Source organism: Fluviirhizobium alvei (assembly GCF_030551875.1).
Lineage (GTDB): Bacteria > Pseudomonadota > Alphaproteobacteria > Rhizobiales > Rhizobiaceae > Rhizobium_E > Rhizobium_E alvei.
On record NZ_JAUOZU010000003.1, the window covers coordinates 102775 to 128929 of the forward strand.

Here is a 26155-nt window from a genome sequence, read left to right on the forward strand (position 1 = left end):
TATAAACGCTCTGAGAAATGCGGCAGGTCTAGAAACCAATCACACGGCTGGATTGCAGTCGAAAAGTGTGGCGTGGGCAATCTACCCCTCACCAAGCGCGTCCAGCATTCGACTTCGTCTCATGCGGACTTGCTATCCTCTCCCACAAGGGGAGAGGTAGAGTGCCACGCTCGCCGATCCAACTTGTGGCAAGGTTGGCGCCACGGGTTTACCTCTCCCCTTGCGGGAGAGGCTTGGCAGCGGCCGGCGAAGCCGGACAAAACAACAATGTTGTTTTGAGCGAACAAGGCCGGAGCGCGAACCGTGCGAGGGCAAAAAGGGCCGGGTGAGCAACGCGAACCCTTGGCCGAAGTTGGTGAGGGGTAACGTAAAAAATGCGAAAGGCGGGCCAAAGCGGCCCGCCTTCCTGATCTACATTAATCGCAGCGGGCCTCAGCTGCAGCCGCTCGTCGCGCCGCAGGTGTCGCACTTCTCGCAGGTGCCGTTGCGCACCATGGTGAAGTTCTGGCACTCGGTACACATATTGCCGGTGTAACCCTGCATGATCGAGCGGGCGCGGCGTTCCGAAGCAATCGATTTGGCGTCCGACTTGGCGGCAGCGGCGTCGGCTGCGGCCTTGTCCGAGAAGATCTCGGTGTCGGTTTCGGTTGCAGCGATCTCTTCGGCGAATTCCGCCTGCTTTTCCTCGTAGTCGCGGCGGAAAGCCACGATTTCCGAGGTCGAGACCGCGGTAGCAGTTTCGAGCTTGCGCGCAGCCGAGCCCGAGAAGGTTGCAACCGATCCGCTCGAAGAAGCCCGCGCCGGTGCACCGGTCGCAGCTCCCTTGGATTCGCCGGCCGGACCATGGGCACTCGATACCAGCATCGGCTTGTGGCCGCGCGTCCAGCCGGTCGAGAACGGGTTGGTCTTGCCTTCCTGGATGCCCTTGCCGAGTGCGGTCGAAGCGAAATCCGACGTATCGACATGGGCGAGATCGTTGCGGCTCAGATAGGAGACGGCGAGCTCGCGGAAGACATAGTCGAGGATCGAGGTGGCGTTCTTGATCGCATCATTGCCGATGACGATGCCGGCCGGCTCGAACTTGGTGAAGGTGAAGGCCTCGACATATTCCTCGAGCGGCACGCCATATTGCAGGCCGAGCGAGATGGCGATGGCGAAATTGTTCATCATCGCCCGGAAGGCGGCACCTTCCTTGTGCATGTCGATGAAGATTTCGCCCAGACGGCCGTCGCCGAATTCGCCGGTGCGCAGATAGACCTTGTGGCCACCGATCACCGCCTTCTGGGTATAGCCCTGGCGGCGGTTCGGCAGTTTCTCGCGTTCGCGGCTGACGCGTTCGATCACCCGCTCGACGATCTTTTCGGTGATCTGCACCGCCTGCGCAGCCTGCGGCTGCGCCAGCAGTTCCTCGACCGTATCCTCATCCGCCTCATCCTCGATCAGTGAGGCATTGAGCGGCTGCGAGAGCTTCGAACCGTCGCGATAGAGTGCGTTTGCCTTGAGGCCGAGCTTCCAGGAGAGCATGTAGGCGCTCTTGCAATCCTCGACGGTGGCGTCGTTCGGCATGTTGATCGTCTTGGAAATCGCACCCGAGATGAAGGGCTGTGCCGCTGCCATCATGCGGATATGGCTTTCCACCGACAGATAGCGCTTGCCGATCTTGCCGCACGGATTGGCGCAATCGAAGACCGGCAGATGTTCCTTCTTCAGGTGCGGGGCACCTTCCAGCGTCATCGCACCGCAGACATGGATGTTGGCCGCTTCGATTTCCTTCTTCGAGAAACCGACATGGTCGAGCAGGTTGAAATCGATCGCATTCATCTGCTCGTCGGAAACGCCCAGCACATCCCGGAGGAATTCGGCACCGAGCGTCCACTGGTTGAAGACGAACTTGATGTCGAAAGCCTGCTTGAGGGCGGCATTGACGGTTTCGATCTTGTCGTCGGTAAAGCCGCGCGCCTTGAGCGAGCCCGGATTGACGCCCGGCGCCTGGTTGAGATTGCCGTGACCGACGGCATAGGCCTCGATTTCGGCAATCTGGCTTTCCGAATAGCCGAGCGAACGGAGCGCTTCGGGAACCGCACGGTTGATGATCTTGAAATAGCCGCCACCGGCGAGCTTCTTGAACTTCACGAGCGCGAAGTCGGGCTCGATGCCGGTCGTGTCGCAATCCATCACCAGACCGATCGTGCCGGTCGGCGCGATCACCGAGACCTGCGCATTGCGGTAGCCGTGCTTTTCGCCGAGTTCGAGCGCCTTGTCCCAGGCAGCCTTGGCATGGTCGATCAGCGTCTGGTCGGGGCATTCGTCATGGATCAGCGCCACCGGATCGACCGACAGGCCCTCATAGCCGGACTTGACGGCATGGGCAGCACGGCGGTGATTGCGGATCACGCGCAGCATGTTGTCGCGGTTCGGTTCGAACTGCGGGAACGTGCCGAGTTCGGCCGCCATTTCGGCCGAGGTCGCATAGCAGACGCCGGTCATGATGGCGGTGAGAGCGCCACCGAGCGCACGGCCTTCCTTGGAGTCGTAAGGAATGCCCGACGACATCAGAAGACCGCCGATATTGGCATAACCGAGGCCGAGCGTGCGGTATTCGTAGGAGAGTTCGGCAATCCGCTTGGACGGGAACTGCGCCATCATCACCGAAATTTCGAGAACGACGGTCCAGAGGCGGACGGCATGTTCATAGGCTGCCACATCGATCCGGCCATCCGCACCCTTGAACTGCATCAGGTTCAGCGAGGCGAGATTGCAGGCCGTGTCATCGAGGAACATATATTCCGAGCACGGGTTGGAGGCGCGGATCGGGCCGGCCGCCGGGCAGGTGTGCCAGTCGTTCATCGTCGTGTTGAAATGCAGGCCCGGATCGGCCGAAGCCCAGGCGGCGTAGGAAATCGATTCCCACAGGTCGCGCGCCTTCAGCGTCTTCATCACCTTGCCGTCCTTGCGGGCGGTCAGGTTCCAGACATCGTCGCGCTCGACGGCGCGCAGGAAGTCATCCTTGATCGAGACGGAATTGTTGGAATTCTGGCCCGAGACGGTGAGATAGGCTTCCGAATCCCAATCCGTGTCGTAGGTCTTGAATTCCATATCCTTGTAGCCCTGGCGGGCGAACTGGATCACGCGGCCGATATAGTTTTCCGGCACCATCGATGCCTTGGCATCCTTGATGGCGCGCTTGAGCGCCGGGTTCTGCTTGGGGTCGTAGCAGGCGTCATTGTCGGCCTCGCAATTGACGCAGGCCTTCATGATGGCCTTGAGGTGCTTGGCAACCAGCTTGGAGCCGGTGACAAGCGCCGCCACCTTCTGCTCTTCCTTGACCTTCCAGTTGATGTAGTCCTCGATATCCGGATGGTCGATATCGACCACCACCATCTTGGCCGCACGACGGGTGGTGCCACCCGACTTGATGGCGCCAGCCGCGCGGTCGCCGATCTTGAGGAAGCTCATCAGGCCCGACGAACGACCGCCGCCCGACAGTTTCTCGCCTTCGGCGCGCAGCGAGGAGAAGTTCGAACCGGTGCCCGAACCATATTTGAACAGGCGCGCCTCGCGCACCCAGAGATCCATGATGCCGCCCTCGTTGACGAGATCATCATCGACCGACTGGATGAAGCAGGCATGCGGCTGCGGATGTTCATAGGCCGACTTCGACTTCACCAGCTTGCCGGTGAAGGGATCGACATAGAAATGGCCCTGCCCCGGTCCGTCAATGCCATAGGCCCAATGCAGGCCGGTGTTGAACCATTGCGGCGAGTTCGGCGCCACGCGCTGGGTGGCGAGCATATAGGCAAGTTCGTCACGGAACGTGCGCGCATCGTCCTCGGAGGTGAAATAGCCACCCTTCCAGCCCCAGTAGGTCCAGGTGCCGGCGAGACGATCGAAAACCTGGCGCGCATCGATTTCAGAACCATACTGCTCGTCCTTCGGCAGCTTGGCGAGCGCTTCCTTGTCGGCTTCCGAACGCCAGAGCCACGACGGAACGTCATTTTCCTCAACGCGCTTCAGCGCCTTCGGCACGCCGGCCTTGCGGAAATACTTCTGGGCGAGAATGTCGGCAGCCACCTGGCTGAACTGTTCCGGCACCTGGATATCGGCAAGCCGGAAAACCACGGATCCGTCCGGATTGCGGATCTCGCTGGTCGCGGTCCGGAATGGCACAGCTTCGTAAGCGCTCTTCCCGGCTTCAGTGAAACGTCTCTCAATGCGCATCTTCAATCCCCTTGACTGCGGTTCGTGCCAGAAGGCACGGAAATATCGTTCCGGCAGTCGGTGTGTCTCTCACCGTTTGGCCGGGCCCCTAGCTTCCATGTTCGGGAAACCTGTTTCTGGCTACCCTGTATCTGGTGGGATCTTCGGCCGCAAACACTAAATATAGTATTAAACAGCTTTTATCGCCACTCTCTTTTTCATGTTCCGGGACACAAAAAAGGACAGCGAATACCTGCGTCGGAATCCGTCAAAATTCGGATTTCCAGCGTTTCATTCCTATCAATTTTCATGATGAGGATCGATCCTCGTTACACATCGATCCTGTCGCCGCCGCAACGGTCCCATTAACATCCAGGCCACTGATTCCGTCAAGGGCTCGTCTATGAAGGAATTATTAACACCAGATATTGTGTGCGCAGCATGTGGATAAGAGGGACAAACCGGAAGTGCTTATAAAAGCTGGCAAATGCGCAACACTGTTCGGCCCGACCGACGGTTGTTGACGAAATATCCACCGCAAAACAAAATTTTTTTGGCAGTTTGCAATTCCCTCTTCCCTCTGCTGGCAAGCTGTGAAGCAAAAAGAGCATCCGATTCGTTTGCCCGAATTCCGCAGAATCCATACAGGAACCACGGCCGGATGACCGGGCAGCGCGGGAGTGATTGGCAGCGCCGACATTCAAAAGGACCAAGCTAGCCGGTTGAGGATTATCCTCATTTCGAACTGGCCCGGTTATCACAACTGATCGAGATTGATCCCGAACGACACCGCCCCGATCGGGATGCCCTTCTCGTTGGTGATCGTTATCGAGGCTTGCGATTGCAGCATCTGGGACGATTGGTCCTGCGTCGGCTCTTCGATGACGAAGCCTTCGCTCCCCTCTCCAACCGTTTTCCGGAACTTAGGCTCGTCGCCCTGCCAGTAGTCGGACGTCACATCGCTGATGGCGACATTCAGCCCGCGCCCATCCATGACGATGATCTCGGTTATGGCGCCGCCTGCCTCTTCCTGCTTTTCCCGCAGGAAATCGGCAAGCTTGTTCCTCAGGACACTATCGATCAGCGGATGGGTGTCGCTTTCGAGTTCGAGTTGCCAGGTCTTGTCTAAATCGACAAAGTCGAATGACGTATATTCCGCCGTTTTCTTGTTCTGCTCCCGGATCGCATTCACAAGCCGCGGGTCGCTCAACCAGGGACGGATACGGGTCTCGACATAATGGCGGATCAACCGTACATGCAGTTCTTCCCCTGAACCGGCAAAGGCCGGCGGCGAGCCGAGCAGCAGCGCAAGCGCCACCAACCGGAACAATCGCTCCAACTTGCGGAACCGGCCGGACACGCTCAGGACATGGCATTCACATTTACGCATCGGATCCGCATCGCCACACGCCATTCAAGGCAACGATTTGACCAGTGAAACTCTATGCGAATTCTAATGTCCTGATGTTTAGATTTTCCTAATTATAAAAACGCGGGCCACAATTTCATGCAGCCCGCGAAGAACAGGAGAAATGGAATTGCTGCCCGGGGCGCAATCAGCCCTTATGGCCCTTGGCGATCGGCTCCTGGTAGGTAAAGCCCATGTCCCACGGGAAATAGATCCAGGTATCCTGGCTGACTTCGGTGACGAACGTATCGATCGTCGGAACGCCCTTCGGCTTGGCATAGACGCAGGCGAAATGCGCCTTCGGCAGCATGGCGCGCACTTCCGCCGCCGTCTTGCCGGTATCGGTCAGGTCGTCGACCACCAGAACGCCCTCGCCGCCATCGGTCAGCAGGCTTTCGGAAATGCCCTTGAGAAGGTTCATTTCGCCCTGGTTCACATAGTCATGATAAGAGGCGATGCAGACCGTCTCGATGAGACGGATGTTGAGTTCGCGCGAAATGATCGCCGCCGGCACCAGACCGCCGCGGGTGATGCAGACGATGGCGCGGAAATCCTGCTTGAGGCCGGCAAGGCGCCAGGCAAGCGCGCGGGCATCGCGGTGGAACTGATCCCAGGAAACGGGAAAGGCTTTTTCGGGAAGCGACATCGATCTTGCTCCATTGCACGGCTGGCGGCCCGAATGGCGCAAACCGGTGGCTGACTGTAAGGCGATAGCGTGTGCCATTACTAAAACATCGCTATCGCGTCCAGTGGCTAGCCACCAGCTATCGATTGGATTGCCGGATCAGCGCGACATCAGAACCGGAACGGTCATCGATTGCAGCAGAACCTGTGTCACGCCGCCGAAAATCCGTTCGCGCAGGCGCGAATGGCTATAGGCACCCATCACCAGAAGATCGGCGGAAAAATCGCTGCAGCGGTTTTCGATGACGGCAGAGGTCGGCAAGCCGGCCGACTCCTCGCTACGAACATTTACCTTCAAGCCGTGACGAGACAGAACGGCGGCGATTTCGCTGCCGGCCGTCGCGGCGGATTGCAGGCGTGTATCCTTCGAATCGACCGAGAAGATTTCGACTTCCTCGGCTTTGGCGAGCAGACCGATGGAATCGAAGACGGCGCGCGACGCCTCGCGGGAACCGTCCCAGGCCACCAGAATGCGCTTGAACGGCTTGAAGCTTCGCTCGATCCAGGGAATGAACAGCACCGGGCGGGCGCCTTCGAACAGAACATCGTCAAAACCGCCGACCGCACCTTCGGCAGGCTGCGAGGCGACGATCAGATCGACGCAACGGGCGCTCTCCACCAACCCCTGCACGGCGATGCCGCTCGAACCGCGGAAGGAACGCCATTCGTTCGAGCCGCCCGCGCGGTTCCCAACATCGCCGAACAGCGCCTCGATTTCCTTGCGTTTGGTTGCCGCCGCTTCATAGAGCGCCGAGATCACCGTCGAATCCGGCAGATCGAACGGAGAGACGACCGGCGGCGGATCCACCACTTCGGCATAGAGCCCGATCACATGCGCCTCATGCGCACTGGCAAGCGAAAACGCTGTATCGAGCACAGCCTTGGCAGTGCCGACATCCGACAGCACGGCGCCGATTGTCTTGATGGTCATGGTCGTTCTCCCGTAAAATTATTAACAGAATGCAATTTCTATCAGTCCGAGCGATCCCGGCCTTGATCGGGATCAATCCTGTTATCAATCCGAACCGGAAGCAGAGGTTCCCTTCGTTTTCAGCGCAGCCACCTCAGTGAGCATGGTCTCGACCGCCGCAGCCGCTGCGTCGAGATCCGACTCCTGTCGGCTGCGGATGACTATATCGGTCGAATAGACCTTGCCGTCGAACTTCGGATAGGAACCGATCACCGTATCGGGATGCGCCTTCTGGACCGCCGTCAGCGGAGAACCGATATCACCCTCGCCATAGGGGCAGGCAATCGTGCGCGACAGCATGGTCTTGCCGCCTTCGAGCTGCGGCAGCACATTGTCCAGCATGGCAACGAACACGGCCGGCACCCCCGCCATGACATGGACATTGCCGATGATGAAGCCCGGGGCGACCGAAATGGGATTGTCGATATGGCGGCTGCCGACCGGCATGCGCGCCATCCGCTGCCGTGCTTCGTTGAACGGCAGATCCCGCTTTGCATACATTGCACCGAGAATATCCATGGCCCTTGCATCATGGGTAACCTCAAGCCCGAAGGCCTTGCCGACCGCATCGGCTGTGATGTCGTCATGGGTGGGGCCGATGCCACCGGAGGTGAAGACATAACGATAGCGGCTGCGCAGCGCATTGAGCGCCTCGACGATCGCATCCTCGTCGTCGGATACGATTCGCACTTCCTTGAGATCGATTCCCGCAAGCGTCAGCATCTCGGCGAGATGGCCGATATTCTTGTCCTTGGTCCGTCCGGAAAGCAGTTCATCGCCGATCGCCAGCATGGCTGCCGTTACAATATTTTCCTGCACCATGAGGGCTCCGCATGTTTGTTTTGGGCGAATTGATACCCGCCGACCCATCAAGTCAAGCCCAATTCCCGGGCTCCGGCGTTACCAAAAGTCAGATCCCGCAGAGTTCATTGTTCACTATTGGCGAACACTCAATACGCTTTTTGCTGTCCTGCAAATTCCCCGCCATCCGTTTATGTAGGGTTCATCGAAATTCTACCCCTGTCAAAAAGGATGATCCAAATGGCAAAAGTTCTGGTTCTCTACTACTCGGCCTATGGCCATATCGAAACGATGGCAAACGCTGTTGCCGAAGGTGCAAAGTCGGCCGGCGCCGAAGTAACCATCAAGCGCGTCCCGGAACTGGTTCCGGCAGACGTTGCCAAGGCTTCCTACTACAAGATGGACCAGGCCGCACCGGTCGCCGATCCGAACGAACTCGACCAGTATGACGCCATCATCGTCGGCGCTGGCACCCGTTACGGCACCGTCGCCTCGCAGATGCGCAATTTCTGGGACCAGACGGGCGGCCTCTGGGCACAGGGCAAGCTGGTTGGTAAGCTCGGCTCGATGTTCACCTCCTCTGCCACCCAGCATGGCGGCCAGGAATCGACCATCCTCGGCTTCATCCCGACCTTCCTGCATCATGGCATGGCCGTTGTCGGCCTTCCCTACGCCTTCCAGGGCCAGATGGGCGTGGAAGCCGTCAAGGGCGGTTCGCCCTACGGCGCATCGACCATCACCGATGGCGATGGCTCGCGCCAGCCGTCCGAGATCGAGCTGGAAGCCGCAAAGTACCAGGGCGCTCATGTCGCCAAGCTGGCAGCCAAGCTCTCGGCCTGATCGTTTCATCCGGTCGGACGTTCGGCCTGCTCCTCTGGGAGCAGGCCTTTTCATTTTCGCGCCCCTTTTGCGTCGCGCACGCCTTGATCGAATCCGCCCGCTGGGCTACCGCAGGAGACCAATGCGGACGTGGCGAAACTGGTAGACGCAAGAGACTTAAAATCTCTCGGGCTTGGCTCATACGGGTTCGATCCCCGTCGTCCGCACCAAAGACGTCTGCAGGCGCTCTTCATCCAGTGGCGACGACATCCAGTGGCGACGACATCCAGTGGCGACGACGGAAATCCACAATACTTTCTGATACTTATGACGTCTTTCGGAATCAGTCCGGCAAGCTGTTCCCGAAGGAACAGCCTCAAGCGCTCTTCTGTTTCATAAGGGATGCACCCTTCAGGAGCATCCCATGTCCAATATCTTCATCGCCCTCTTGCTCACCTTTTCCGCCGCTGCTGCGTCCAATCTCTTGCAGAAGCGTCTGCCGGATGACGCCGATACGTGCGACGCGTGAACCGCTGCGGATTTCGGACCGGATCTGAAGAAACCGGTCGAGGTGATTCAAATTTGAGCGATTTTTGCAACGAAGCCTATGCGCCTGGCCGTTAGACTATCGAGATCGTCATCTGCGAAGTCGAAGCCATGACACAGGTCGTATCCGTCAGCGCCACCACAGCCGCCTATGCGGCAGAAGCCCTGCGCCCCAATGCCCGCGTCAGCGGAACGGCGCCGCTGGACCTGCCGACGAAAACCGCGTCCGGCAAGCAGAAGAAGGTCAACGAATCCGCTCCGGCCGGCTCCATTCGACCGGTACCGGCGCCCGCTCTCTCGATGTTTCTCTTGACCAACAGCATGAGCAACCGCCAGCCGGAGGTCGCCTATCATGAAGCGGAAGGCGCCTACATCGACAACAATGGCGATGAGATGAACGAAGGCGTCGAGGCTGAACCTGACGACGGGCGCAACGAAAGGCTGGCAAATGCGCTTGCCGATGCCCTCTCGCAAAGCGACGATCCCGCTCCCGGCGCCTGATCGCGTTTGGCTGCCGACAGGCGCGACCACGCGCCTGCACCCTCGGCGACAAAAAATACCCATATCGCGCCATTGCCTCTTGCCAGAGCTGCGGGCACGCCGTAATCAATGAAGACCCGTTGGGAGAATCTGCATTGCCGGATGCAGTGCCGAAGGAGCAACCGCCCCGGAAACTCTCAGGCCAAAGGACCAACGGTGAGACACGATACTCTGGAGAATGACGGGTAACCGTCTGCCGAAGGGATAACAATCTCAGGCAAAGGGACAGAGGGGGCTTGAGCATGCGGGACGCAATCTTGCGCCCTGTCCTTGAGCGAGCGCTTGGCGCTCAAACCCGGAGACCCGTGTCGTGACCGACGCCGCCCTTCTCAAAACCCCGCTTCACGCCCTTCATCTGTCGCTTGGTGCCCGCATGGTACCCTTCGCAGGCTATGACATGCCGGTGCAATATCCCGCCGGCGTGCTGAAGGAACATCTCTTCACCCGCAAGGCCTGTGGCCTCTTCGATGTGTCCCATATGGGCCAGGTCGAAATCCGCGCCAAATCCGGTCGCATCGAGGATGTGGCGCTCGCGCTTGAAAGCCTGATCCCGGTCGATCTTCTCGGCCTCAAGGAAGGCCGCCAGCGTTACGGCTTCTTCACCGATCAGAATGGCGGCATACTCGACGACCTGATGGTGTCCAACCGCGGCGATCATTTCTACATGGTGGTCAACGCCGCCTGCAAACAGGCCGATTTCGCCCATATGCAGGAAAAGCTCGGCGACCGCCTGACATTCGACATTCTCGAAGACCGTGCCCTCATTGCGCTTCAGGGCCCCTTTGCCGAAAAGGTCCTGTCGGAATTCTGTCCCGAGGTCGCGACCATGAAATTCATGGATATCTCGGTCGAGGACCTTCACGATATCGATTGCATCATCTCCCGCTCCGGTTACTCGGGCGAGGACGGGTTCGAGATCTCCGTTCCCGCCATCCATGCCGAAACTGTGGCGAAACGCCTGCTCGATCACCCCGATTGCGAACCGATCGGGCTCGGCGCCCGCGACAGTCTGAGGCTCGAGGCCGGGCTCTGCCTCTATGGCAACGATATCGATACAACCACCAGCCCGATCGAAGCCGGGCTCGAATGGGCGATCCAGAAGGCCCGCCGCACCGGTGGCGCCCGTGCCGGCGGCTTCCCCGGCACCGAACGCATCCTCGCCGAACTGGAGGGGGGCACCAGCCGTCGTCGCGTCGGTCTCAAGCCAGAGGGCAAGGCACCCGTTCGTGGCCATACGAAACTCTACCTGTCCGAAGCAGGCGGCGAAGCGGTCGGCGAGGTCACCTCGGGCGGTTTCGGCCCCTCCATCGATGGACCCTGCGCCATGGGCTATGTGCCGGTGAGCCACGCCGCTCCCGGCAGCCGGCTTTATGCCGAGGTGCGCGGCAAGTACCTGCCGGTCACCGTTGCCACCCTTCCCTTCATCACCCCCACCTACAAGCGCTGATCAGTCGGTCGCGCACCCGTTTCAGAGGAGAAAACGCATGCTGAAATTTACCGAAGAACATGAATGGCTGAAGATCGATGGCGATGTCGCGACCGTGGGGATTACGGCGCACGCCGCGGAACAGCTCGGCGATCTCGTGTTCGTGGAACTGCCCGATATCGGCCGCAGCTTCGAAAAGGGTGGCGATGCGGCCACCGTCGAGAGCGTCAAGGCCGCTTCTGACGTCTATTGTCCGCTCGATGGCGAAATCGTCGAGGTCAACGAAGCGATCGTGGCCGATCCGTCGCTGGTCAATTCCGACCCGATGGGTGCCGGCTGGTTCTTCAAGCTCAAGCTCGCCAACAAGGCCGATGCCGAGGCCCTGATGGATGAGGAAGCCTATAACAGGATGATTGCCTGATGTCCCTGCCCGTCGATTTCACCTTCACCGACTACGACCCCTACAATTTTGCCGATCGACGCCATATCGGCCCCTCGCCGGCCGAAATGGAGGCGATGCTCGCCACCATCGGCTATGACAGTCTCGATGCGCTGATCGACGATACCGTGCCCGCCTCGATCCGGCTCAAGACGCCGCTCGCCTGGGACAAGCCGCTGACCGAACGCGAGGCGCTCGACAAGATGCGCGAGACCGCCAACCGCAACAAGCGGCTGGTGAGCCTGATCGGCCAAGGCTACTACGGCACCATCACCCCGCCGGTCATCCAGCGCAACATTCTCGAAAGCCCGGCCTGGTACACGGCCTATACGCCCTACCAGCCGGAAATCAGCCAGGGCCGCCTCGAAGCGCTCCTCAACTACCAGACCATGGTCAGCGATCTGACCGGGCTCGATATCGCCAATGCGTCGCTTCTCGATGAATCGACCGCCGCTGCGGAAGCCATGGCCATGGCGCATCGCGTCACCAAATCGAAATCCAACATCTTCTTCGCCGATGAAAACTGCCATCCGCAGAATATCGCGCTTCTGAAGACGCGTGCCGAACCGATCGGCATCACAGTCATTGTCGGCGACCCTTTCCGCGACCTCGATCCCGAAAATGTCTTCGGCGCCATTTTCCAATATCCCGGCACTTACGGCCATGTGCATGATTTCACCGATGTGATCGGCAAGCTGCATGCCCATGGTGCGATTGCGACCGTGATCGCCGATCCGCTCGCCCTTTGCCTTCTCAAGTCTCCCGGCGAAATGGGCGCCGATATTGCCGTCGGCTCCACCCAGCGTTTCGGCGTGCCGGTTGGCTATGGTGGTCCGCACGCTGCCTATATGGCCGTGAAGGACGAGTGGAAACGTTCAATGCCCGGCCGTCTGGTCGGCGTTTCCATCGATGCGCGCGGCAACCGCGCCTATCGCCTCAGCCTCCAGACCCGCGAGCAGCATATCCGCCGCGAGAAGGCCACCTCGAACATCTGCACCGCTCAGGTTCTGCTCGCCGTCATGGCGTCTATGTATGCCGTCTTCCATGGCCCCAAGGGGCTGAAGGCGATCGCCCAGAGCGTTCACCAGAAAACGGTGCGGCTGGCCCGCGGGCTCGAACGGCTCGGCTACACGGTCGAACCCGGCACCTTCTTCGACACGATCACCGTCGAGGTCGGCAAGTTGCAGGGCGTCATCCTTAATGCCGCCGTCGCCGAAGAGGTAAACCTGCGCAAGATCGGTCAGAACCGGATCGGTATCTCGCTCGACGAACGATCGCGTCCGGTGACGCTCGAAGCGGTCTGGCGCGCCTTTGGCGGCAATTTCCTGACGGAGGATATCGAGGCCGGCTACCGCCTGCCCGAAGCGATGCTGCGCACCAGCGAGTATCTGACCCATCCGATCTTCCACATGAACCGCGCTGAAAGCGAGATGACCCGCTACATCCGGCGTCTGTCCGATCGCGATCTGGCGCTCGACCGGGCGATGATCCCGCTCGGTTCCTGCACGATGAAGCTCAACGCCACCGCCGAGATGCTGCCGATCACCTGGCCGGAATTTTCCGAGATCCACCCGTTCGTGCCGGAAGACCAGGCGCGCGGCTATCGGGTGATGATCGACGATCTTTCGGCCAAGCTCTGCGACATCACCGGCTACGATGCCTTCTCCATGCAGCCGAATTCCGGCGCGCAGGGTGAATATGCCGGGCTTCTGACCATCCGCAACTACCATATTGCGCGGGGCGAAGGTCATCGCGATGTCTGCCTCATTCCCACCTCGGCGCATGGCACCAACCCGGCCTCGGCGCAGATGGCGGGCATGAAGGTGGTGCCGGTCAAGGTGCGCGACAATGGCGACATCGATGTCGATGATTTCCGGGCCCTTGCCGAGAAATACGCCGCCAATCTCTCCTGCATCATGATCACCTATCCCTCGACGCATGGCGTGTTCGAGGAAACGGTGCGCGAGATCTGCGACATCGCCCATGCCCATGGCGGCCAGGTCTATATGGACGGCGCCAACATGAATGCCATGGTGGGGCTTTCCCGCCCCGGCGATATCGGCTCGGATGTCTCCCATCTCAACCTGCACAAGACCTTCTGCATTCCGCATGGCGGCGGCGGTCCCGGCATGGGGCCGATCGGGGTCAAGGCCCATCTTGCACCCCACCTGCCCGGTCATCCGGAGACAGATGGTGCCGAGGGCGCCGTGTCGGCCGCCCCCTTCGGTTCGGCCTCGATCCTGCCGATCAGCTGGAGCTATATCCTGATGATGGGCGGGGAAGGCCTGACGCAGGCGACGAAAGTGGCGATCCTCAACGCCAACTATATCGCCGCCCGCCTCAAAGGCGCCTACGACGTGCTCTACAAGTCCGACAAGGGTCGCGTGGCGCACGAATGCATCATCGATACGCGTCCGCTGCAGGCGACCTCCGGCGTGACGGTGGAAGATATAGCGAAGCGCCTGATCGATTGCGGCTTCCATGCCCCGACCATGAGCTGGCCGGTGGCGGGCACGCTGATGATCGAGCCGACCGAAAGCGAAACCAAGGCCGAAATCGACCGTTTCTGCGATGCGATGCTGGCAATCCGCGAGGAGGCCCGCGCCATCGAGGATGGTCGTATGGACAAGCTCAACAACCCGCTCAAGAATGCACCGCACACGGTGCGCGATCTGGTGGGCGAATGGGATCGTCCCTATAGCCGCGAAGCAGCCTGCTTCCCGCCCGGCTCGCTCGGCGTCGATAAATACTGGCCGCCGGTCAATCGCGTCGACAATGTCTATGGCGACCGCAATCTCGTCTGCGCCTGCCCGCCGATGAGCGAATACAGGGAAGCCGCCGAGTAAAAAGTTACCGCACCAGCCTCCATCGCGGTGAAACAGGCACCGCGATGGTTCGGTCGACAAAAAGCGACCCAGGCACTTAAGTTTTCCGACAATTAGTATTTTCTTATTCATAACCCAAAATTTACCCAATTCTTATACGCTTGCCTCAAAGTTAAGGCTCACTCGAGCGGGCCATTTTGTTTCAGCTGAAATGGCAGGAGGCATAAGTGCAGTTATTCGGATCCAAATCGGGTTCTCACCACAAGCGCGCAGTCGATGCCATCACCGCCAAAGTGATGATCACTGACAAGAACTTGAACATCATCTATATCAACGAGGCTGTACGCTCTCTGCTGAAGGAAGTGGAAGCCGATCTCAAGCGGGAACTGCCACGCTTTGATATGGCCACGATCGTCGGTTCCAACATCGATATCTTTCACAAGAACCCCGCCCATCAGCGCGGGATGCTCGCATCGCTCAGCAAGCCCTTGAAGGCGACAATCAAGGTCGGTGGCCATTCGTTCGATCTCGTGGTGGCACCATTGACCTCGGGCAACAGAAACGACGGCTTTGTCGTCGAATGGGCCAACGCCAGCGATCGTCTGCAGAATATCGACTACAGAAACCAGATGGAGGCCATCAGCCGCGTCCAGGCGATCATCGAGTTTTCGCCCGAAGGTCAGGTCATCACCGCCAATGACAATTTCCTCAAGGCACTCGGCTACCGGCTCGACGAGATCACCGGCAAGCATCACAGCATGTTCGTCGACAAGGATTATGCATCCAGTCCGGATTACCAGCGCTTCTGGTCCGAACTGAATGCCGGCCGCCCGCAGATCGCCGAGTTCGAACGGGTCGGTAAGGGTGGCAAGCGCGTGGTGATCAACGCCTCCTACAATCCGATCTTCGATGAACGCGGCAAAGTCGCCAAGGTCGTCAAATTCGCAACCGACGTGACCGAGCGCGTCCATGCCGTCAACGAGATCGGTCGCGGCCTGATCGAGCTTGCCGCCGGTCGACTGGACATCAACATCAACCAGGCTTTCGCTCCGGACTTCGAAAGCCTACGCACCAATTTCAACAATGCTGCCCGGCAATTGCGCGAAACGCTGACATCCGTCTCCGATTCGATCTCGGAAATCGATGCCGGGACCCGCAACATTTCCAACAGTGCCTCGGACCTGTCGCACCGGACCGAACAACAGGCGGCTTCGCTGGAAGAGACGGCTGCGGCCCTGGACGAGATCACGGCAAACGTCACCAGTTCGTCCAAGCGTACGGAAGAGGCCCGCGAGGTCGCCACCGAAGCCAACCGCAATGCGATCAAATCGGCAGAGGTCGCCGCCCATGCAGAAGAAGCCATGAGCCGGATCGAAGCCAGTTCGCAGCAGATTTCCAACATCATCGGCGTCATCGACGAGATCGCTTTCCAGACCAACCTGCTCGCCCTTAATGCGGGCGTTGAAGCCGCACGCGCCGGCGAGGCCGGCAAGGGTTTTGCCGTTGTGGCACAGGAAGTGCGCGAGCTTGCCCAGCGTTCGGCCCAGGCGGCAAAGGAAATCAAGGAGCTTATCCGCAACTCCTCGACAGAAGTCGGTAACGGCGTCCAGCTTGTGCGTGAAGTCGGCCAGGCGCTGAACCAGATCGGCGGCTTCATCCAGCAGATCAACGGTCATATGGAAGCGATCTCCACCTCCGCCCGCGAACAGTCGACGGGCCTGAGCGAAGTCAACTCCGCCGTCAACCAGATGGACCAGGTCACGCAGCAGAATGCGGCCATGGTGGAGGAAACGAATGCAGCCGGTGTCACGCTTGCCGGCGAAACCGACAAGCTGCGCACGCTGATCGATCACTTCTCCCTCGGCAATCGCAGCGCCGCGCCCGCCCGCCACGCCCCTGCCCGCCCGGTGCCCGCCGGAAGGCAAGCGTCTTCCACACCGGTTGCCTCTCCGGCACGGCAGCTGCAGAAACGCGCGGCATCCGCGATGAATGCCCGCCCGGCATCGGACAGCTGGGAAGAATTCTGAGCCTCCAGCCATTCGGATCGACATGTGAAGCCTGCGGAACGACAAGGATCGCTCCGCAGGCTTCCCTCTTTTGGCCGGAAAATCCCGGATTGCGGCGTAAATAACGTTTCGATGATATAAATCAATTTGTTCTGCCACTTCCCGTGGCACGTCTTTTAGAATGTTTCGAAAAACATCGGAAGACGGGAACCCCATGGCCTCCAGAACGCAACACAAACGACTGGCACTTGCGGCAACCGCACTGGTGGTCATAGGCGCCCTGATTGGCGGTATCTTTTTCTTTCAATCGCGTCCGCTAGCCGTGCAGGTCGCCGGTTTTCAGGACAAGGTTGCCATCGAAGTCTTTGGTCTCGGAACGGTGGAAGCGCGGACGCTTTCGCGCCTCGGCTTCGAGGTTGCCGGCTCTATCGCCGATCTCAACGGCGATTATGGCAACCGGGTCATGAAGGGCCAACTTCTCGCCCGGCTGCAGGATAGTGAGCAGCGGGCGAAGGTCGATTTTGCCAGGGCCGCTGTCGCCCAGACGGAAGCCCTGTCGCAACAGGCGCGCGTGGCGCTGCAACGGGCCGAAGTGGCACTCCGCCAGAAACAGAGCATCAGCGAACGGCGCGAAGAGCTTTTCCGCAAGGGAGCGACAGCCAACGAAGCCAACGAAGAGGCCCGCGCTGCCTTCGAAATGGCCCGCGCAGATGTCGCACTTGCCGAAAGCGCCATCGCGGTTGCCGATCAGAACCTCGCCCAGTCGAAGGCGCTTCTTGAAGTGGAAGAGGCGAAACTCGCCAAATACAGTCTCACAGCCCCCTATGATGCCGTCGTCGTCAACCGCCAGCGCGATCTCGGCTCGATGCTCAATCCGGGCGAAGTCCTGTTCACGCTCGTTGATCCGGCCTCGATCTGGATCCTGTCCTATATCGATGAATCGAGGGCGGGACCGATCCGGGTCGGACAGGACGCCACGATTTCCCTCCGGTCGATGGCCGGTAAACGTTTCAAGGGCCGCGTCGCGCGCATCGAAATCGAAAGCGACCGCGTCAATGAGGAACGGCGCATTTCTGTCAGCTGCGAGGATTGCCCGACCGATTTCCATCTCGGCGAACAGGCAGAAGTCATCATCGCGGTGGATAAGATCGACCATGTGCTGATGGTGCCCATCGCTGCCGTCTCGGATTTCAACGCCCGGCACGGCAGGGTCTGGGCAATCGAAGACGGCAAACTGGCCTCTGTTCCGGTGGAGCTTGGCCGGCAAACGCTCGACGGGCGTATCGAGATCGTCGGCGAAGCACTTGAGACGCTTCAGATCGTGACGGCTCCGACAGCCGGTCTGCGGCAGGGACGCAAGGTGAAGATCGTGCAGGCCGGGCCATGAACCTCGCCTTCAGGGACATTCGCTATAAGCTGGGACGGTTTGTCCTCACCTGCCTCGGCCTTAGCCTGCTTCTCGGCGTCGTCGTTTCCATGGCCGGCATATACCGCGGCCAGACTGCGGATGCGCTTGCGCTTCTCAAGACAATGAGCGCCGATATCTGGGTCGTCGAAGCAGGTTCCCACGGCCCGTTTGCGGAAGCCTCGCGGGTGCCGGGCGATACCAGAGAACTCATCGCGCGCATTCATGGCGTCGAGCGCGCGGGCTCCCTCACCCTGCAGACCATGCAGATCGAACGCGGTGGCAAGCGGATGCGATTGCAGGTGGTGGGGTTCGAACCCGGCCAGCCGGGGGCGCCCGAAACACTGGTCGAGGGTCGAACCATTACCAGCAGCCATTACGAGATCATTGCCGACCGCCAGACGCGCCTGCAGGTCGGCGAACAGCTGAAACTCGGAAAACGCACTTTCACCGTCGTCGGCCTCACCCAGGGCGTCGTCACGCTCTCGGGAGATTCCGTTCTCTACATGACGCTCAAGGATGCGCAGGAACTGCAGTTCGAAATCGCCCCCACCGCCGCCCGCCGAGAGGCAGCGAGAGGCGCGCAGAAATCGGGCACCGATTTCGTCAATGCCGTGGTCGCCCGCATTTCGCCCAATATCCCGGCTTCCCTGATCGCGAGCGAAATCGCCCGCTGGAAACATCTTTCGGTGCTGACGGCCGAGGATCAGGAGACACTGCTCACCCGAACGGTGATCGAGCGCGCCAGCCGGCAGCTTGGCCTTTTCATGTCGATCCTGACGCTGGTCTCAGCCGTCATCATCGCGCTCATCGTCTATACGATGACCCTCGACAAGACCCGCGATATCGCAACGCTGAAGATGATCGGCGCACCCGACCGCACGATCATCGGGCTGATCGTCCAGCAGGCGCTCATCATGGGAATGGTCGGCTTTGTCGTCGGCACCGGGCTTGTCTATGCGTTCCAGAACGTCTTTCCACGCCGCATCGAGATGCTGCCATCGGATATCGGTGCGCTCTTCATCGTCGTCATTTTCGTCTGCCTGGCGGCCAGTGCGCTCGGTGTCCGGGTCGCCGTGAAGGTCGATCCTTCCACGGCTTTGGCAGGGTGACGTCATGAACGAAAACACAACAACCGCCCTCGTCGAACTCAAACAACTGTCCAAGCATTTTGGCGAGGGAGCGACCCGGGTCGACGCGCTCAGGGACGTCAGCCTGACGATCCATGCCCGCGAGGTCGTCGGGCTGCTCGGCCCGAGCGGATCGGGCAAGAGCACCCTTCTCAATGCGATCGGCTGCATCCTCGAACCCGACAGCGGCTGGATGCGGCTCGATGGCGACGTGGTCTATGACAATCGCTGGCTGCGCAGAGATCTCCGCCGGCTGCGGCTCGAGAAGATCGGCTTCATCTTCCAGAAGCACAATCTGCTGCCCTTCCTCAACTGCACCGACAATGTCGCCATCGTACTCACGCTGGCCGGTTGGCCGAAAAAGGCAGCCGTCGAACGCGCCCGCGAACTTTTGGCCTATCTCCAGGTCGATCACCGTATGGAGGCGATGCCCGGCCAACTTTCCGGCGGCGAAGCGCAGCGGGTGGCGATTGCGCGTGCGCTCGCCAACCGTCCGCGCATCATCCTCGCCGACGAACCGACCGCAGCTCTCGATTCCGAACGGGCCGGCCGCGTGATGGATCTTCTCCACAAGGTCGCAATCGAACAGGATGCCGCCATCATCGCTGTCACCCATGACGAAAAGATCCTCGGCCGCCTCGATCGCATCTACCGAATGGTCGATGGCAGACTGACCGATCAGGAGGACGATGGCTGACAATGTGGGCATCGTCTGGAGCCGGTCCGAAGTGCCGCCGTTTCTTGTGTAGCGGGCCGGTAATATCACTGATTTCGTCGGTGCCGCGGCGTACTCAACCTTAATGCGAGGAGGCGCAAGCCCCGCACAATTCAGAAAATCGAGGATCGCATGGAGATTTTCAAAACAGGCAGTTGAATAATGCTGATTTCAAATTCCCAGACAGAGAAGTATTCTATCTTTGCAAAAGACAACCAGACCACACTCAAAAAATCGACTGCCGATAGCGGAGGGAACCGCAGCGCAGCAGGCGACGCATCTTTCGCATCGGGCTTTCAGGCCTTTTTGACGGAGACGCAGAAACAGGTTGCCGGCGGCAATGAGTCCAGCACCGTCAGAAACCCGATCGATTACATGACCTCCACCGATATCGCACTGTGGGAAAGCGTCACCGGTGGCACGATCGAAGGTGGCAAAGCCTATTTGCCGGATGTAACCGAAGGCAACACCGAAGCGGGCTCAGACCTCATTGAGGCGATCTACGAAATGCGCGCGCATGGAACCTTCGATTCACTGGGAAATCGCGTCGCACTCTCAGGCGACATTTCCGTCGAAGACATGCAAGGATATATCGATCACTATCGGCCTGGCGGTTGGGTCAGTTCTGATACACATGTGCTCGATCTTGCCCTGACGGAACTGACAACCGACTAGGGCTAGACTGTGGCGGATAGAGGCACTTGCGCCCGATAGATTAGCCTTCTTGCCAAACGGGCTCCACAAGGTCGCAATCGAACAGGATGCCGCCATCATCGCCGTCACTCATGACGAAAAGATCCTCGGCCGCCTCGATCGCATCTACCGAATGATCGATGGCAGACTGACCGATCAGGCTGACGAAACCTAAATACCGTCGATGATGACGAAGGGATAGCGGTCGCAAAGATCGAGAATGCGGGCCTCGAAACGATCGAGAAAATCCAGAAGCGCCTTCCGGTGCAGGTTAAACCTGCGCGGCAGCAGACCAGGTGACGAGACATAATGTCGGATGATGAAGTCTTGCCGGGCATTGCCAAGCAAGGCGCGGCGAAGAGCCGGAAGACGCCCGAAGATAAGCCGCCAGGTTCCCAAATCTACCCAGGTACTGCCCCAATGGCCGTAGCATCGATATTCCGGAATGACGTCGAAAAGGGTCCATTCGATAAACAGAAATGCTTGTTCCCGCACATGAAAGACCTCGGGAGACGACCTGTTACATGCGCTGCCTGGAGGTTCATGCGTTGGCACGAAAACGAAGTTCAGCCCGCCTTTCGGGCCGTCACCAATACGAAAATCAATTTTCATGGGACGAAAGCGGACTTGATCCGCCAATAGTTTGAGACGCGGCATAGCTAGACGCAGGCAGATCGCCTGTCAATCATCCCATCCAGAGGACTGGAAGTGGGCCTTTGCCTTTCTCGGCGCAAACCTCAGCGCTTCCAGGGCGGCGGCAGAACGTGACCCCGTTTGATGGCAATGATCATCAGGACAATGCCGGCGGAGGTGCAGAGGATGAGGGCCAAAATCGACGATTCAAGGCCGAAACTGCCGCCGGTCAGAAAGTCCGGACCCTCGATAGTGGATTTGATCAGCCCGGGATCGCTGACGCCACCTGAAACAATGCCGGAAAAGATCGCCGACAGGGTATAGTTCCACGCCATGTGAAGGCCGATGCCAATCCAGAGCCGGCGGGTGATCAGATAGGCAGCTGCCAGCAGAAGACCGGCCTCGATGCTGATATAGATCGCGCCGACGATGGTGCCTTCCGGATTGAGAAGATGCACGAAGCCGAAAATCAATGAAGAAACGATCACCGCAATCCAGGAACCGAACAGGTCTTCGACCGATCGGAACAGGATTCCGCGAAAGAACAGTTCCTCGAATGTCCCCGAACTGATGACCATGGCGACCGCCGGCAGAAGGAAGCTGATGGGATTGAACCCCTCGATACGGTACATGCCGAGCACGATCAGGATCAGGACGCAGGTTGCGATGAGACCTGCGCCGATCAACGCGCCGGTAGCCCATTCCCGCCCCATACCGGCAAGCGACAGTTCGCTGACCGGGCGTCGCTCGATCAACCGTCCCCAGGCGACATAGATTGCGATTGCCAACAGGGCCATGCAAATGGTGACGGCGATAGATACGAGTGGCGTCCCCTTGAACTTCTCCATGAAGCCGTTGTTCGTGGTCATCATGAAAAAGATGGCGCTGCCAAGCAGGAAGATCCGCGTCAGGGGAAACTGCAAAACCCGCAGCCACAACGGCTTCTCGGAGACAATACTCTGATCCATACGATAAACTCTTGTTATAGCCGCCAGGAATGGACGCCTTAGTTATTCATTTTGCTCTTGCTAATACAAGACTATTTCAGAGTTTACTCTGTTCCATCCACACGATCGGTTCCTCCCGATACCGATGGCTCTCCCGATAATCCGCAATTTCGCTCCCAAGCACTTGACGCCTGCCCAAACATTTCCCCACCCTGCCCTTGCAATTGCGCTGCCGACCCCTAAATGGCAAAGATCAAGTTGGGGAAAGAGAGGGACATTTCGCCTATGCAGGATATCATGATGCTCGTCCAGGATCCGGCCGCCTGGGTGGCGCTGGTGACGCTCGTTGTCATGGAGGTCGTGCTTGGCATCGACAACCTCATCTTCATCTCCATCCTCACCAACAAGTTGCCGCCCGAACATCGGGAACGCGCGCGCCGGCTCGGCATCGGTCTCGCGCTCGTCATGCGTCTGGCGCTGCTCGGCACCGTGGCCTGGATCGTCAAGCTCACGACGCCGGTTTTCGAAGCCTTCGGCCATGGTTTCTCGTGGAAGGACATGATCCTCATCGCCGGTGGCCTGTTCCTGGTCTGGAAAGCCACCAAGGAAATTCACCACAATGTCGATCCGGCCGACAAGGACGAGGATTTCATTGCCTCTTCCGTCACCACCGGCTTTACCGCCGCCATCGGCCAGATCCTGATCCTCGATCTCGTCTTCTCGGTCGATAGCATCATCACCGCCGTCGGCATGACGCCGCATCTGCCGATCATGATCGTCGCCGTTCTGGCTGCCGTCACGGTTATGCTGGTCGCCTCGGGCCCGCTCGCCCGCTTCATCGAGAAAAACCCGACCATCGTCATGCTGGCGCTCGCCTTCCTGTTGATGATCGGTACCACGCTGATTGCCGAGGGCATGGGCTTCCATGTGCCGAAGGGCTACGTCTATGCCGCCATGGCATTCTCAGCGCTGGTTGAGGTGCTCAACATGTTCGCCCGCAACGCACGACTGCGCAAGAGATCGGCCGGGCACTGATCGCGTCCTCTGCAAGCGGGCTCGCAAGGCACTGATTAGCCGCGAGCCCATTGCATAGCTGGAGCGACTGTTATAACCCGTCTGCAATTCAACAGATGGGAGATGGCCATGGCCGATGATGAATATGTCTACGACGAGGCAACCGGTGAATGGCGTCCGGCCTCCGAGGTCGCAGCAGCCGCCAACGCGAAACCGGTCGCCCGCGATGCCTCCGGCAACGAACTCGCCGATGGTGACTCTGTCGTGCTGATCAAGGACCTCAAGGTCAAGGGTGCCGGTCAGACGATCAAGCAAGGTACCGTGATCCGCTCGATCCGCCTCACCGACAATCCCGAGGAAATCGATTGCCGTCACGAGACGATCAGAGGTCTGGTTCTGCGCACGGAATTCGTTCGCAAGCGCTGATTTCGGACGATGGACGATAAAGAGTGAGGCTTCGGCTTCACTCTTTGTTTAGTCGCTACGGCTAAAAAGGCTCATTCTCAACGGGATGAGCATGATGGATCTCTCGTCAGTCACATCGATTGCGCTTTCGGGCATGCAGGCCCAGACAGCGCATCTTTCGGCCAGTGCCGACAATCTTGCCAACAGCAACCGCCCCGATCATAGCCGTATGCAGGCGGATACGGAGACGCGTGCATCCGATGGCGTCACCGTCGCCATGGATCGGGTTCGGGCGACATCGATCCGGCCGAGGAAATGCGCTCTATGCTGGAAGCGGGCCAGTTGTTTGCGGCCAATGCTGCGGCCTTCGAATCCGGCGCCGATCTCTGGGACATGCTGCGGATCGTCAAGCGCGACTGATCGCGCCCGCCTTAAAAACTAGCCGGCGCGCACCACTGCATCGCCACGCGCGGCAAGTGCGGCGAGATCGGCGGGCTTCAGCTCCACGCTTTCGCCACAGCCGCAGGCCGAAGTCTGGTTGGGATTGGTGAAGGTGAAGCCGGAGCGCAGCGTCGTCACTTCAAAACCCATCTGGGTGCCGAGCAGGTAGAGAACCGCCGACGGTTCGATCCACACTTTTGCGCCCTGATGCTCGATCATGTCATCCTTGGGATTGGCTTCGCGCACCAGATCGATCGTATATTCCATGCCGGCGCAACCGCCCTTCTTGATGCCGACGCGGATACCCAAGGCTCCGTCATCGGCATTCTCGACGATTTCCCGCACCCGTTCGGCTGCAGCATCAGTCATGGTCATCACGGCAAAGGCCATCGTCAGTCTCCTTCAACAACCGGGGTCAAGATCCGGCGTCTCGAATCCAATGTAATGGAGGCACGCCAGAGGTTCAATACCAGCCGACGGCGACCTGCGCTTCCTCGCTCATGCGGTCGGGCGTCCAGGGCGGATCGAAGGTCATCGACACTTCGACGCCAGACACACCTTCCACGGCGCTCACCGCATTTTCCACCCAGCCCGGCATTTCACCGGCCACCGGGCAACCGGGTGCCGTCAGCGTCATGACGATCTTCACCATCCGGTCATCCTCGATATCGATCTTGTAGACGAGACCGAGTTCATAGATGTCGGCCGGAATTTCCGGGTCATAGACGGTCTTCAGCGCCGCGATCACATCGTCGGCCAGCCGCGCCAGTTCATCGGCGGGAATGGCCGATTGCACCAGCCCCTCGCGCACATCGATCTTTTCTTTTGCTTCGCCGCTTTCCATGGCGTCTTCCTCTCAGGCAAAGAATTTGCGGGCATGTTCCAGCGCTTCGACCAGCACATCCACCTCGGCACGGGTATTGTAGAGCCCGAACGAGGCACGGCAGGTCGATGTCACGCCGAAACGCGACAGAAGCGGCTGCGCACAATGGGTGCCGGCGCGGACGGCAACACCCGCCCGATCGATCACCATCGAAACGTCATGGGCATGGATACCCGCGAGTTCGAAGGAAAAGATGCCGCCCTTGCCCGGCGCATTGCCGATGATGCGAAGCGAATTGACAGAACGCAACCGCTCGGCAGCATAGGCTGCCAGTCCCGCCTCGTGCTCGGCGATTGCGGCACGGCCGATCCCTTCCATATAGTCGAGCGCATAGCCAAGCCCGATTGCCTGCACGATCGGCGGCGTACCCGCCTCGAACCGGTGCGGCGGATCATTGTAGGTGACGAAATCGGTGGTGACTTCCGAGATCATCTCGCCGCCGCCCATGAAGGGCCGCATGGCTTTCAGCCGTTCCGGCTTGCCATAAAGAACGCCGATGCCCGACGGACCATACAGCTTGTGGCCGGTCATGACATACCAGTCGCAATCGATATCGCGGACATCCACCGGCATATGGACCGCGCCCTGGCTGCCATCGACCAGCACCGGAATGCCGCGCTCATGCGCGATCCGGCAGATTTCCTTGACATTGACCACCGTGCCGAGCGCATTCGACATGTGGGTTATCGCCACCAGCCTGGTCTTGTCGGTCAGGCATTTGACGAAATCGTCGATGTGGAAGGCGCCGTCATCGTCCACCGGTGCCCAGACGAGCTTGGCGCCCTGGCGTTCGCGAATGAAATGCCAGGGCACGATGTTGGAGTGATGCTCCATGATCGAGACGACGATCTCGTCGTCGGCACCGATGTTCGGCATGCCCCAACCATAGGCGACCGTATTGATCGCCTCGGTCGAGGATTTGGTGAAGATGATATCATCCACCGAACCGGCATTCAGAAAGCGCCGCACCTTCTCGCGCGCACCCTCATAGGCGTCCGTAGCGGCATTGGAGAGGAAATGCAGGCCGCGATGCACATTCGCATATTCATGCGTATAGGCATGCGCGACCGCATCGATCACCACCTGCGGCTTCTGCGCCGAAGCGCCATTGTCGAGATAGACGAGCGGCTTGCCATAGACCGTCCGCGACAGGATCGGAAAATCCTTGCGAATGGCCTCGACGTCATAAGTCCCGTTGGGAGACATGGTTCGTTCCTGATGGGTTCGG

23 protein-coding genes, 1 tRNA gene and 1 riboswitch are annotated in these 26155 nt (G+C 59.5%); of the genes, 14 read left to right on the forward strand and 10 right to left on the reverse strand.

The window, feature by feature from the left end:
- Positions 1-432 precede the first annotated feature (432 nt).
- From Q4481_RS04075 to Q4481_RS04095, 5 genes are all read right to left on the reverse strand, one after another.
- Positions 433-4218, reverse strand: coding sequence for a vitamin B12-dependent ribonucleotide reductase (locus Q4481_RS04075; protein ID WP_304375013.1), 3786 nt, complete (start codon positions 4216-4218; stop codon positions 433-435).
- Positions 4219-4954: 736 nt separating this feature from the next.
- Complete coding sequence (locus Q4481_RS04080; RefSeq protein WP_304375014.1) at positions 4955-5587, reverse strand: hypothetical protein; 633 nt, start codon at positions 5585-5587, stop codon at positions 4955-4957.
- Between the two features lie 166 nt (positions 5588-5753).
- Positions 5754-6251: a xanthine phosphoribosyltransferase gene (gene gpt, locus Q4481_RS04085; RefSeq protein WP_304375015.1), complete on the reverse strand. Its 498-nt coding sequence runs from the start codon at positions 6249-6251 to the stop codon at positions 5754-5756.
- A 138-nt stretch (positions 6252-6389) separates the two neighbouring features.
- A complete protein-coding gene (locus tag Q4481_RS04090) occupies positions 6390-7220 on the reverse strand; it encodes a universal stress protein (RefSeq protein WP_304375016.1) in 831 nt (276 codons plus the stop codon).
- Positions 7221-7304: 84 nt separating this feature from the next.
- A complete protein-coding gene (locus tag Q4481_RS04095; protein WP_304375017.1) occupies positions 7305-8081 on the reverse strand; it encodes a competence/damage-inducible protein A in 777 nt (258 codons plus the stop codon).
- 219 nt (positions 8082-8300) lie between these two features.
- On the opposite strand from Q4481_RS04095, the gene wrbA reads away from it, so the two are divergent.
- From wrbA to Q4481_RS04155, 12 genes are all read left to right on the forward strand, one after another.
- Positions 8301-8900, forward strand: a complete 600-nt coding sequence (gene wrbA, locus Q4481_RS04100; RefSeq protein ID WP_304375018.1) for an NAD(P)H:quinone oxidoreductase type IV — start codon at positions 8301-8303, stop codon at positions 8898-8900.
- Positions 8901-9023: 123 nt separating this feature from the next.
- Positions 9024-9109, forward strand: a tRNA-Leu gene (locus tag Q4481_RS04105).
- Between the two features lie 427 nt (positions 9110-9536).
- Positions 9537-9926 (forward strand): hypothetical protein, encoded by a 390-nt coding sequence (locus Q4481_RS04110; RefSeq protein ID WP_304375019.1) that lies wholly within the window; start codon positions 9537-9539, stop codon positions 9924-9926.
- Positions 9927-10036: 110 nt separating this feature from the next.
- A riboswitch (glycine riboswitch) is annotated at positions 10037-10128 on the forward strand.
- Positions 10129-10275: 147 nt separating this feature from the next.
- Positions 10276-11412 carry a glycine cleavage system aminomethyltransferase GcvT gene (gcvT, locus tag Q4481_RS04115; protein ID WP_304375020.1) on the forward strand — a complete coding sequence of 379 codons (1137 nt, stop codon included), beginning with the start codon at positions 10276-10278 and terminating at the stop codon, positions 11410-11412.
- Between the two features lie 37 nt (positions 11413-11449).
- Positions 11450-11812: a glycine cleavage system protein GcvH gene (gene gcvH / locus Q4481_RS04120; protein WP_304375021.1), complete on the forward strand. Its 363-nt coding sequence runs from the start codon at positions 11450-11452 to the stop codon at positions 11810-11812.
- Entirely contained in the window at positions 11812-14676 is a 2865-nt protein-coding gene (gcvP, locus tag Q4481_RS04125; protein WP_304375022.1) for an aminomethyl-transferring glycine dehydrogenase, read from the forward strand. Before gcvH ends, gcvP begins: the two co-directional genes overlap by 1 nt.
- A 275-nt stretch (positions 14677-14951) precedes the next feature.
- Positions 14952-16682, forward strand: coding sequence for a methyl-accepting chemotaxis protein (locus Q4481_RS04130; RefSeq protein ID WP_304375093.1), 1731 nt, complete (start codon positions 14952-14954; stop codon positions 16680-16682).
- Positions 16683-16875: 193 nt separating this feature from the next.
- Positions 16876-18048 (forward strand): efflux RND transporter periplasmic adaptor subunit, encoded by a 1173-nt coding sequence (locus tag Q4481_RS04135; protein ID WP_304375023.1) that lies wholly within the window; start codon positions 16876-16878, stop codon positions 18046-18048.
- Positions 18045-19178, forward strand: coding sequence for an ABC transporter permease (locus tag Q4481_RS04140; RefSeq protein WP_304375024.1), 1134 nt, complete (start codon positions 18045-18047; stop codon positions 19176-19178). Before Q4481_RS04135 ends, Q4481_RS04140 begins: the two co-directional genes overlap by 4 nt.
- 4 nt (positions 19179-19182) lie before the next feature.
- A complete protein-coding gene (locus tag Q4481_RS04145; RefSeq protein ID WP_304375025.1) occupies positions 19183-19893 on the forward strand; it encodes an ABC transporter ATP-binding protein in 711 nt (236 codons plus the stop codon).
- 324 nt (positions 19894-20217) lie between these two features.
- Entirely contained in the window at positions 20218-20586 is a 369-nt protein-coding gene (locus Q4481_RS04150; protein WP_304375026.1) for a hypothetical protein, read from the forward strand.
- 49 nt (positions 20587-20635) lie between these two features.
- Positions 20636-20779, forward strand: a complete 144-nt coding sequence (locus tag Q4481_RS04155) for a hypothetical protein (protein ID WP_304375027.1) — start codon at positions 20636-20638, stop codon at positions 20777-20779.
- Here the strand turns inward: Q4481_RS04155 and Q4481_RS04160 are convergent.
- Positions 20776-21216 carry a hypothetical protein gene (locus tag Q4481_RS04160; protein WP_304375028.1) on the reverse strand — a complete coding sequence of 147 codons (441 nt, stop codon included), beginning with the start codon at positions 21214-21216 and terminating at the stop codon, positions 20776-20778. The genes Q4481_RS04155 and Q4481_RS04160 overlap by 4 nt on opposite strands.
- Positions 21217-21341: 125 nt before the next feature.
- Entirely contained in the window at positions 21342-22205 is an 864-nt protein-coding gene (locus Q4481_RS04165; protein WP_304375029.1) for a CPBP family intramembrane glutamic endopeptidase, read from the reverse strand.
- Positions 22206-22469: 264 nt separating this feature from the next.
- Between Q4481_RS04165 and Q4481_RS04170 the strand changes: the two genes are divergently transcribed.
- Positions 22470-23219, forward strand: coding sequence for a TerC family protein (locus Q4481_RS04170; RefSeq protein WP_304375030.1), 750 nt, complete (start codon positions 22470-22472; stop codon positions 23217-23219).
- A 102-nt stretch (positions 23220-23321) separates the two neighbouring features.
- Complete coding sequence (locus Q4481_RS04175; RefSeq protein WP_304375031.1) at positions 23322-23624, forward strand: alkylphosphonate utilization protein; 303 nt, start codon at positions 23322-23324, stop codon at positions 23622-23624.
- A 417-nt stretch (positions 23625-24041) separates the two neighbouring features.
- Here Q4481_RS04175 and sufA read toward each other — a convergent pair whose 3' ends face one another.
- The 3 genes from sufA to Q4481_RS04190 all read right to left on the reverse strand — a co-directional run bounded on the left by sufA (position 24042) and on the right by Q4481_RS04190 (position 26133).
- On the reverse strand, positions 24042-24434 hold the full coding sequence (gene sufA, locus Q4481_RS04180; protein ID WP_304375032.1) for a Fe-S cluster assembly scaffold SufA: 393 nt from the start codon (positions 24432-24434) through the stop codon (positions 24042-24044).
- Positions 24435-24507: 73 nt separating this feature from the next.
- The gene (locus Q4481_RS04185; protein ID WP_304375033.1) at positions 24508-24888 is read right to left on the reverse strand and encodes an SUF system Fe-S cluster assembly protein; all 381 of its coding nucleotides are present in this window, start codon (positions 24886-24888) and stop codon (positions 24508-24510) included.
- A gap of 12 nt (positions 24889-24900) precedes the next feature.
- On the reverse strand, positions 24901-26133 hold the full coding sequence (locus tag Q4481_RS04190) for a cysteine desulfurase (protein ID WP_304375034.1): 1233 nt from the start codon (positions 26131-26133) through the stop codon (positions 24901-24903).
- Positions 26134-26155 lie beyond the last annotated feature (22 nt).

Coding starts and splice junctions, on each gene's coding strand:
- Q4481_RS04075 (WP_304375013.1), bottom strand. CDS start 4,218: ATGCGCATTGAGAGACGTTTCACTGAAGCCGGGAAGAGCGCTTACGAA.
- Q4481_RS04080 (WP_304375014.1), bottom strand. CDS start 5,587: ATGCGTAAATGTGAATGCCATGTCCTGAGCGTGTCCGGCCGGTTCCGC.
- gpt (WP_304375015.1), bottom strand. CDS start 6,251: ATGTCGCTTCCCGAAAAAGCCTTTCCCGTTTCCTGGGATCAGTTCCAC.
- Q4481_RS04090 (WP_304375016.1), bottom strand. CDS start 7,220: ATGACCATCAAGACAATCGGCGCCGTGCTGTCGGATGTCGGCACTGCC.
- Q4481_RS04095 (WP_304375017.1), bottom strand. CDS start 8,081: ATGGTGCAGGAAAATATTGTAACGGCAGCCATGCTGGCGATCGGCGAT.
- wrbA (WP_304375018.1), top strand. CDS start 8,301: ATGGCAAAAGTTCTGGTTCTCTACTACTCGGCCTATGGCCATATCGAA.
- Q4481_RS04110 (WP_304375019.1), top strand. CDS start 9,537: ATGACACAGGTCGTATCCGTCAGCGCCACCACAGCCGCCTATGCGGCA.
- gcvH (WP_304375021.1), top strand. CDS start 11,450: ATGCTGAAATTTACCGAAGAACATGAATGGCTGAAGATCGATGGCGAT.
- gcvP (WP_304375022.1), top strand. CDS start 11,812: ATGTCCCTGCCCGTCGATTTCACCTTCACCGACTACGACCCCTACAAT.
- Q4481_RS04130 (WP_304375093.1), top strand. CDS start 14,952: ATGATCACTGACAAGAACTTGAACATCATCTATATCAACGAGGCTGTA.
- Q4481_RS04135 (WP_304375023.1), top strand. CDS start 16,876: ATGGCCTCCAGAACGCAACACAAACGACTGGCACTTGCGGCAACCGCA.
- Q4481_RS04140 (WP_304375024.1), top strand. CDS start 18,045: ATGAACCTCGCCTTCAGGGACATTCGCTATAAGCTGGGACGGTTTGTC.
- Q4481_RS04145 (WP_304375025.1), top strand. CDS start 19,183: ATGAACGAAAACACAACAACCGCCCTCGTCGAACTCAAACAACTGTCC.
- Q4481_RS04160 (WP_304375028.1), bottom strand. CDS start 21,216: ATGAAAATTGATTTTCGTATTGGTGACGGCCCGAAAGGCGGGCTGAAC.
- Q4481_RS04165 (WP_304375029.1), bottom strand. CDS start 22,205: ATGGATCAGAGTATTGTCTCCGAGAAGCCGTTGTGGCTGCGGGTTTTG.
- Q4481_RS04170 (WP_304375030.1), top strand. CDS start 22,470: ATGCAGGATATCATGATGCTCGTCCAGGATCCGGCCGCCTGGGTGGCG.
- Q4481_RS04175 (WP_304375031.1), top strand. CDS start 23,322: ATGGCCATGGCCGATGATGAATATGTCTACGACGAGGCAACCGGTGAA.
- sufA (WP_304375032.1), bottom strand. CDS start 24,434: ATGGCCTTTGCCGTGATGACCATGACTGATGCTGCAGCCGAACGGGTG.
- Q4481_RS04185 (WP_304375033.1), bottom strand. CDS start 24,888: ATGGAAAGCGGCGAAGCAAAAGAAAAGATCGATGTGCGCGAGGGGCTG.
- Q4481_RS04190 (WP_304375034.1), bottom strand. CDS start 26,133: ATGTCTCCCAACGGGACTTATGACGTCGAGGCCATTCGCAAGGATTTT.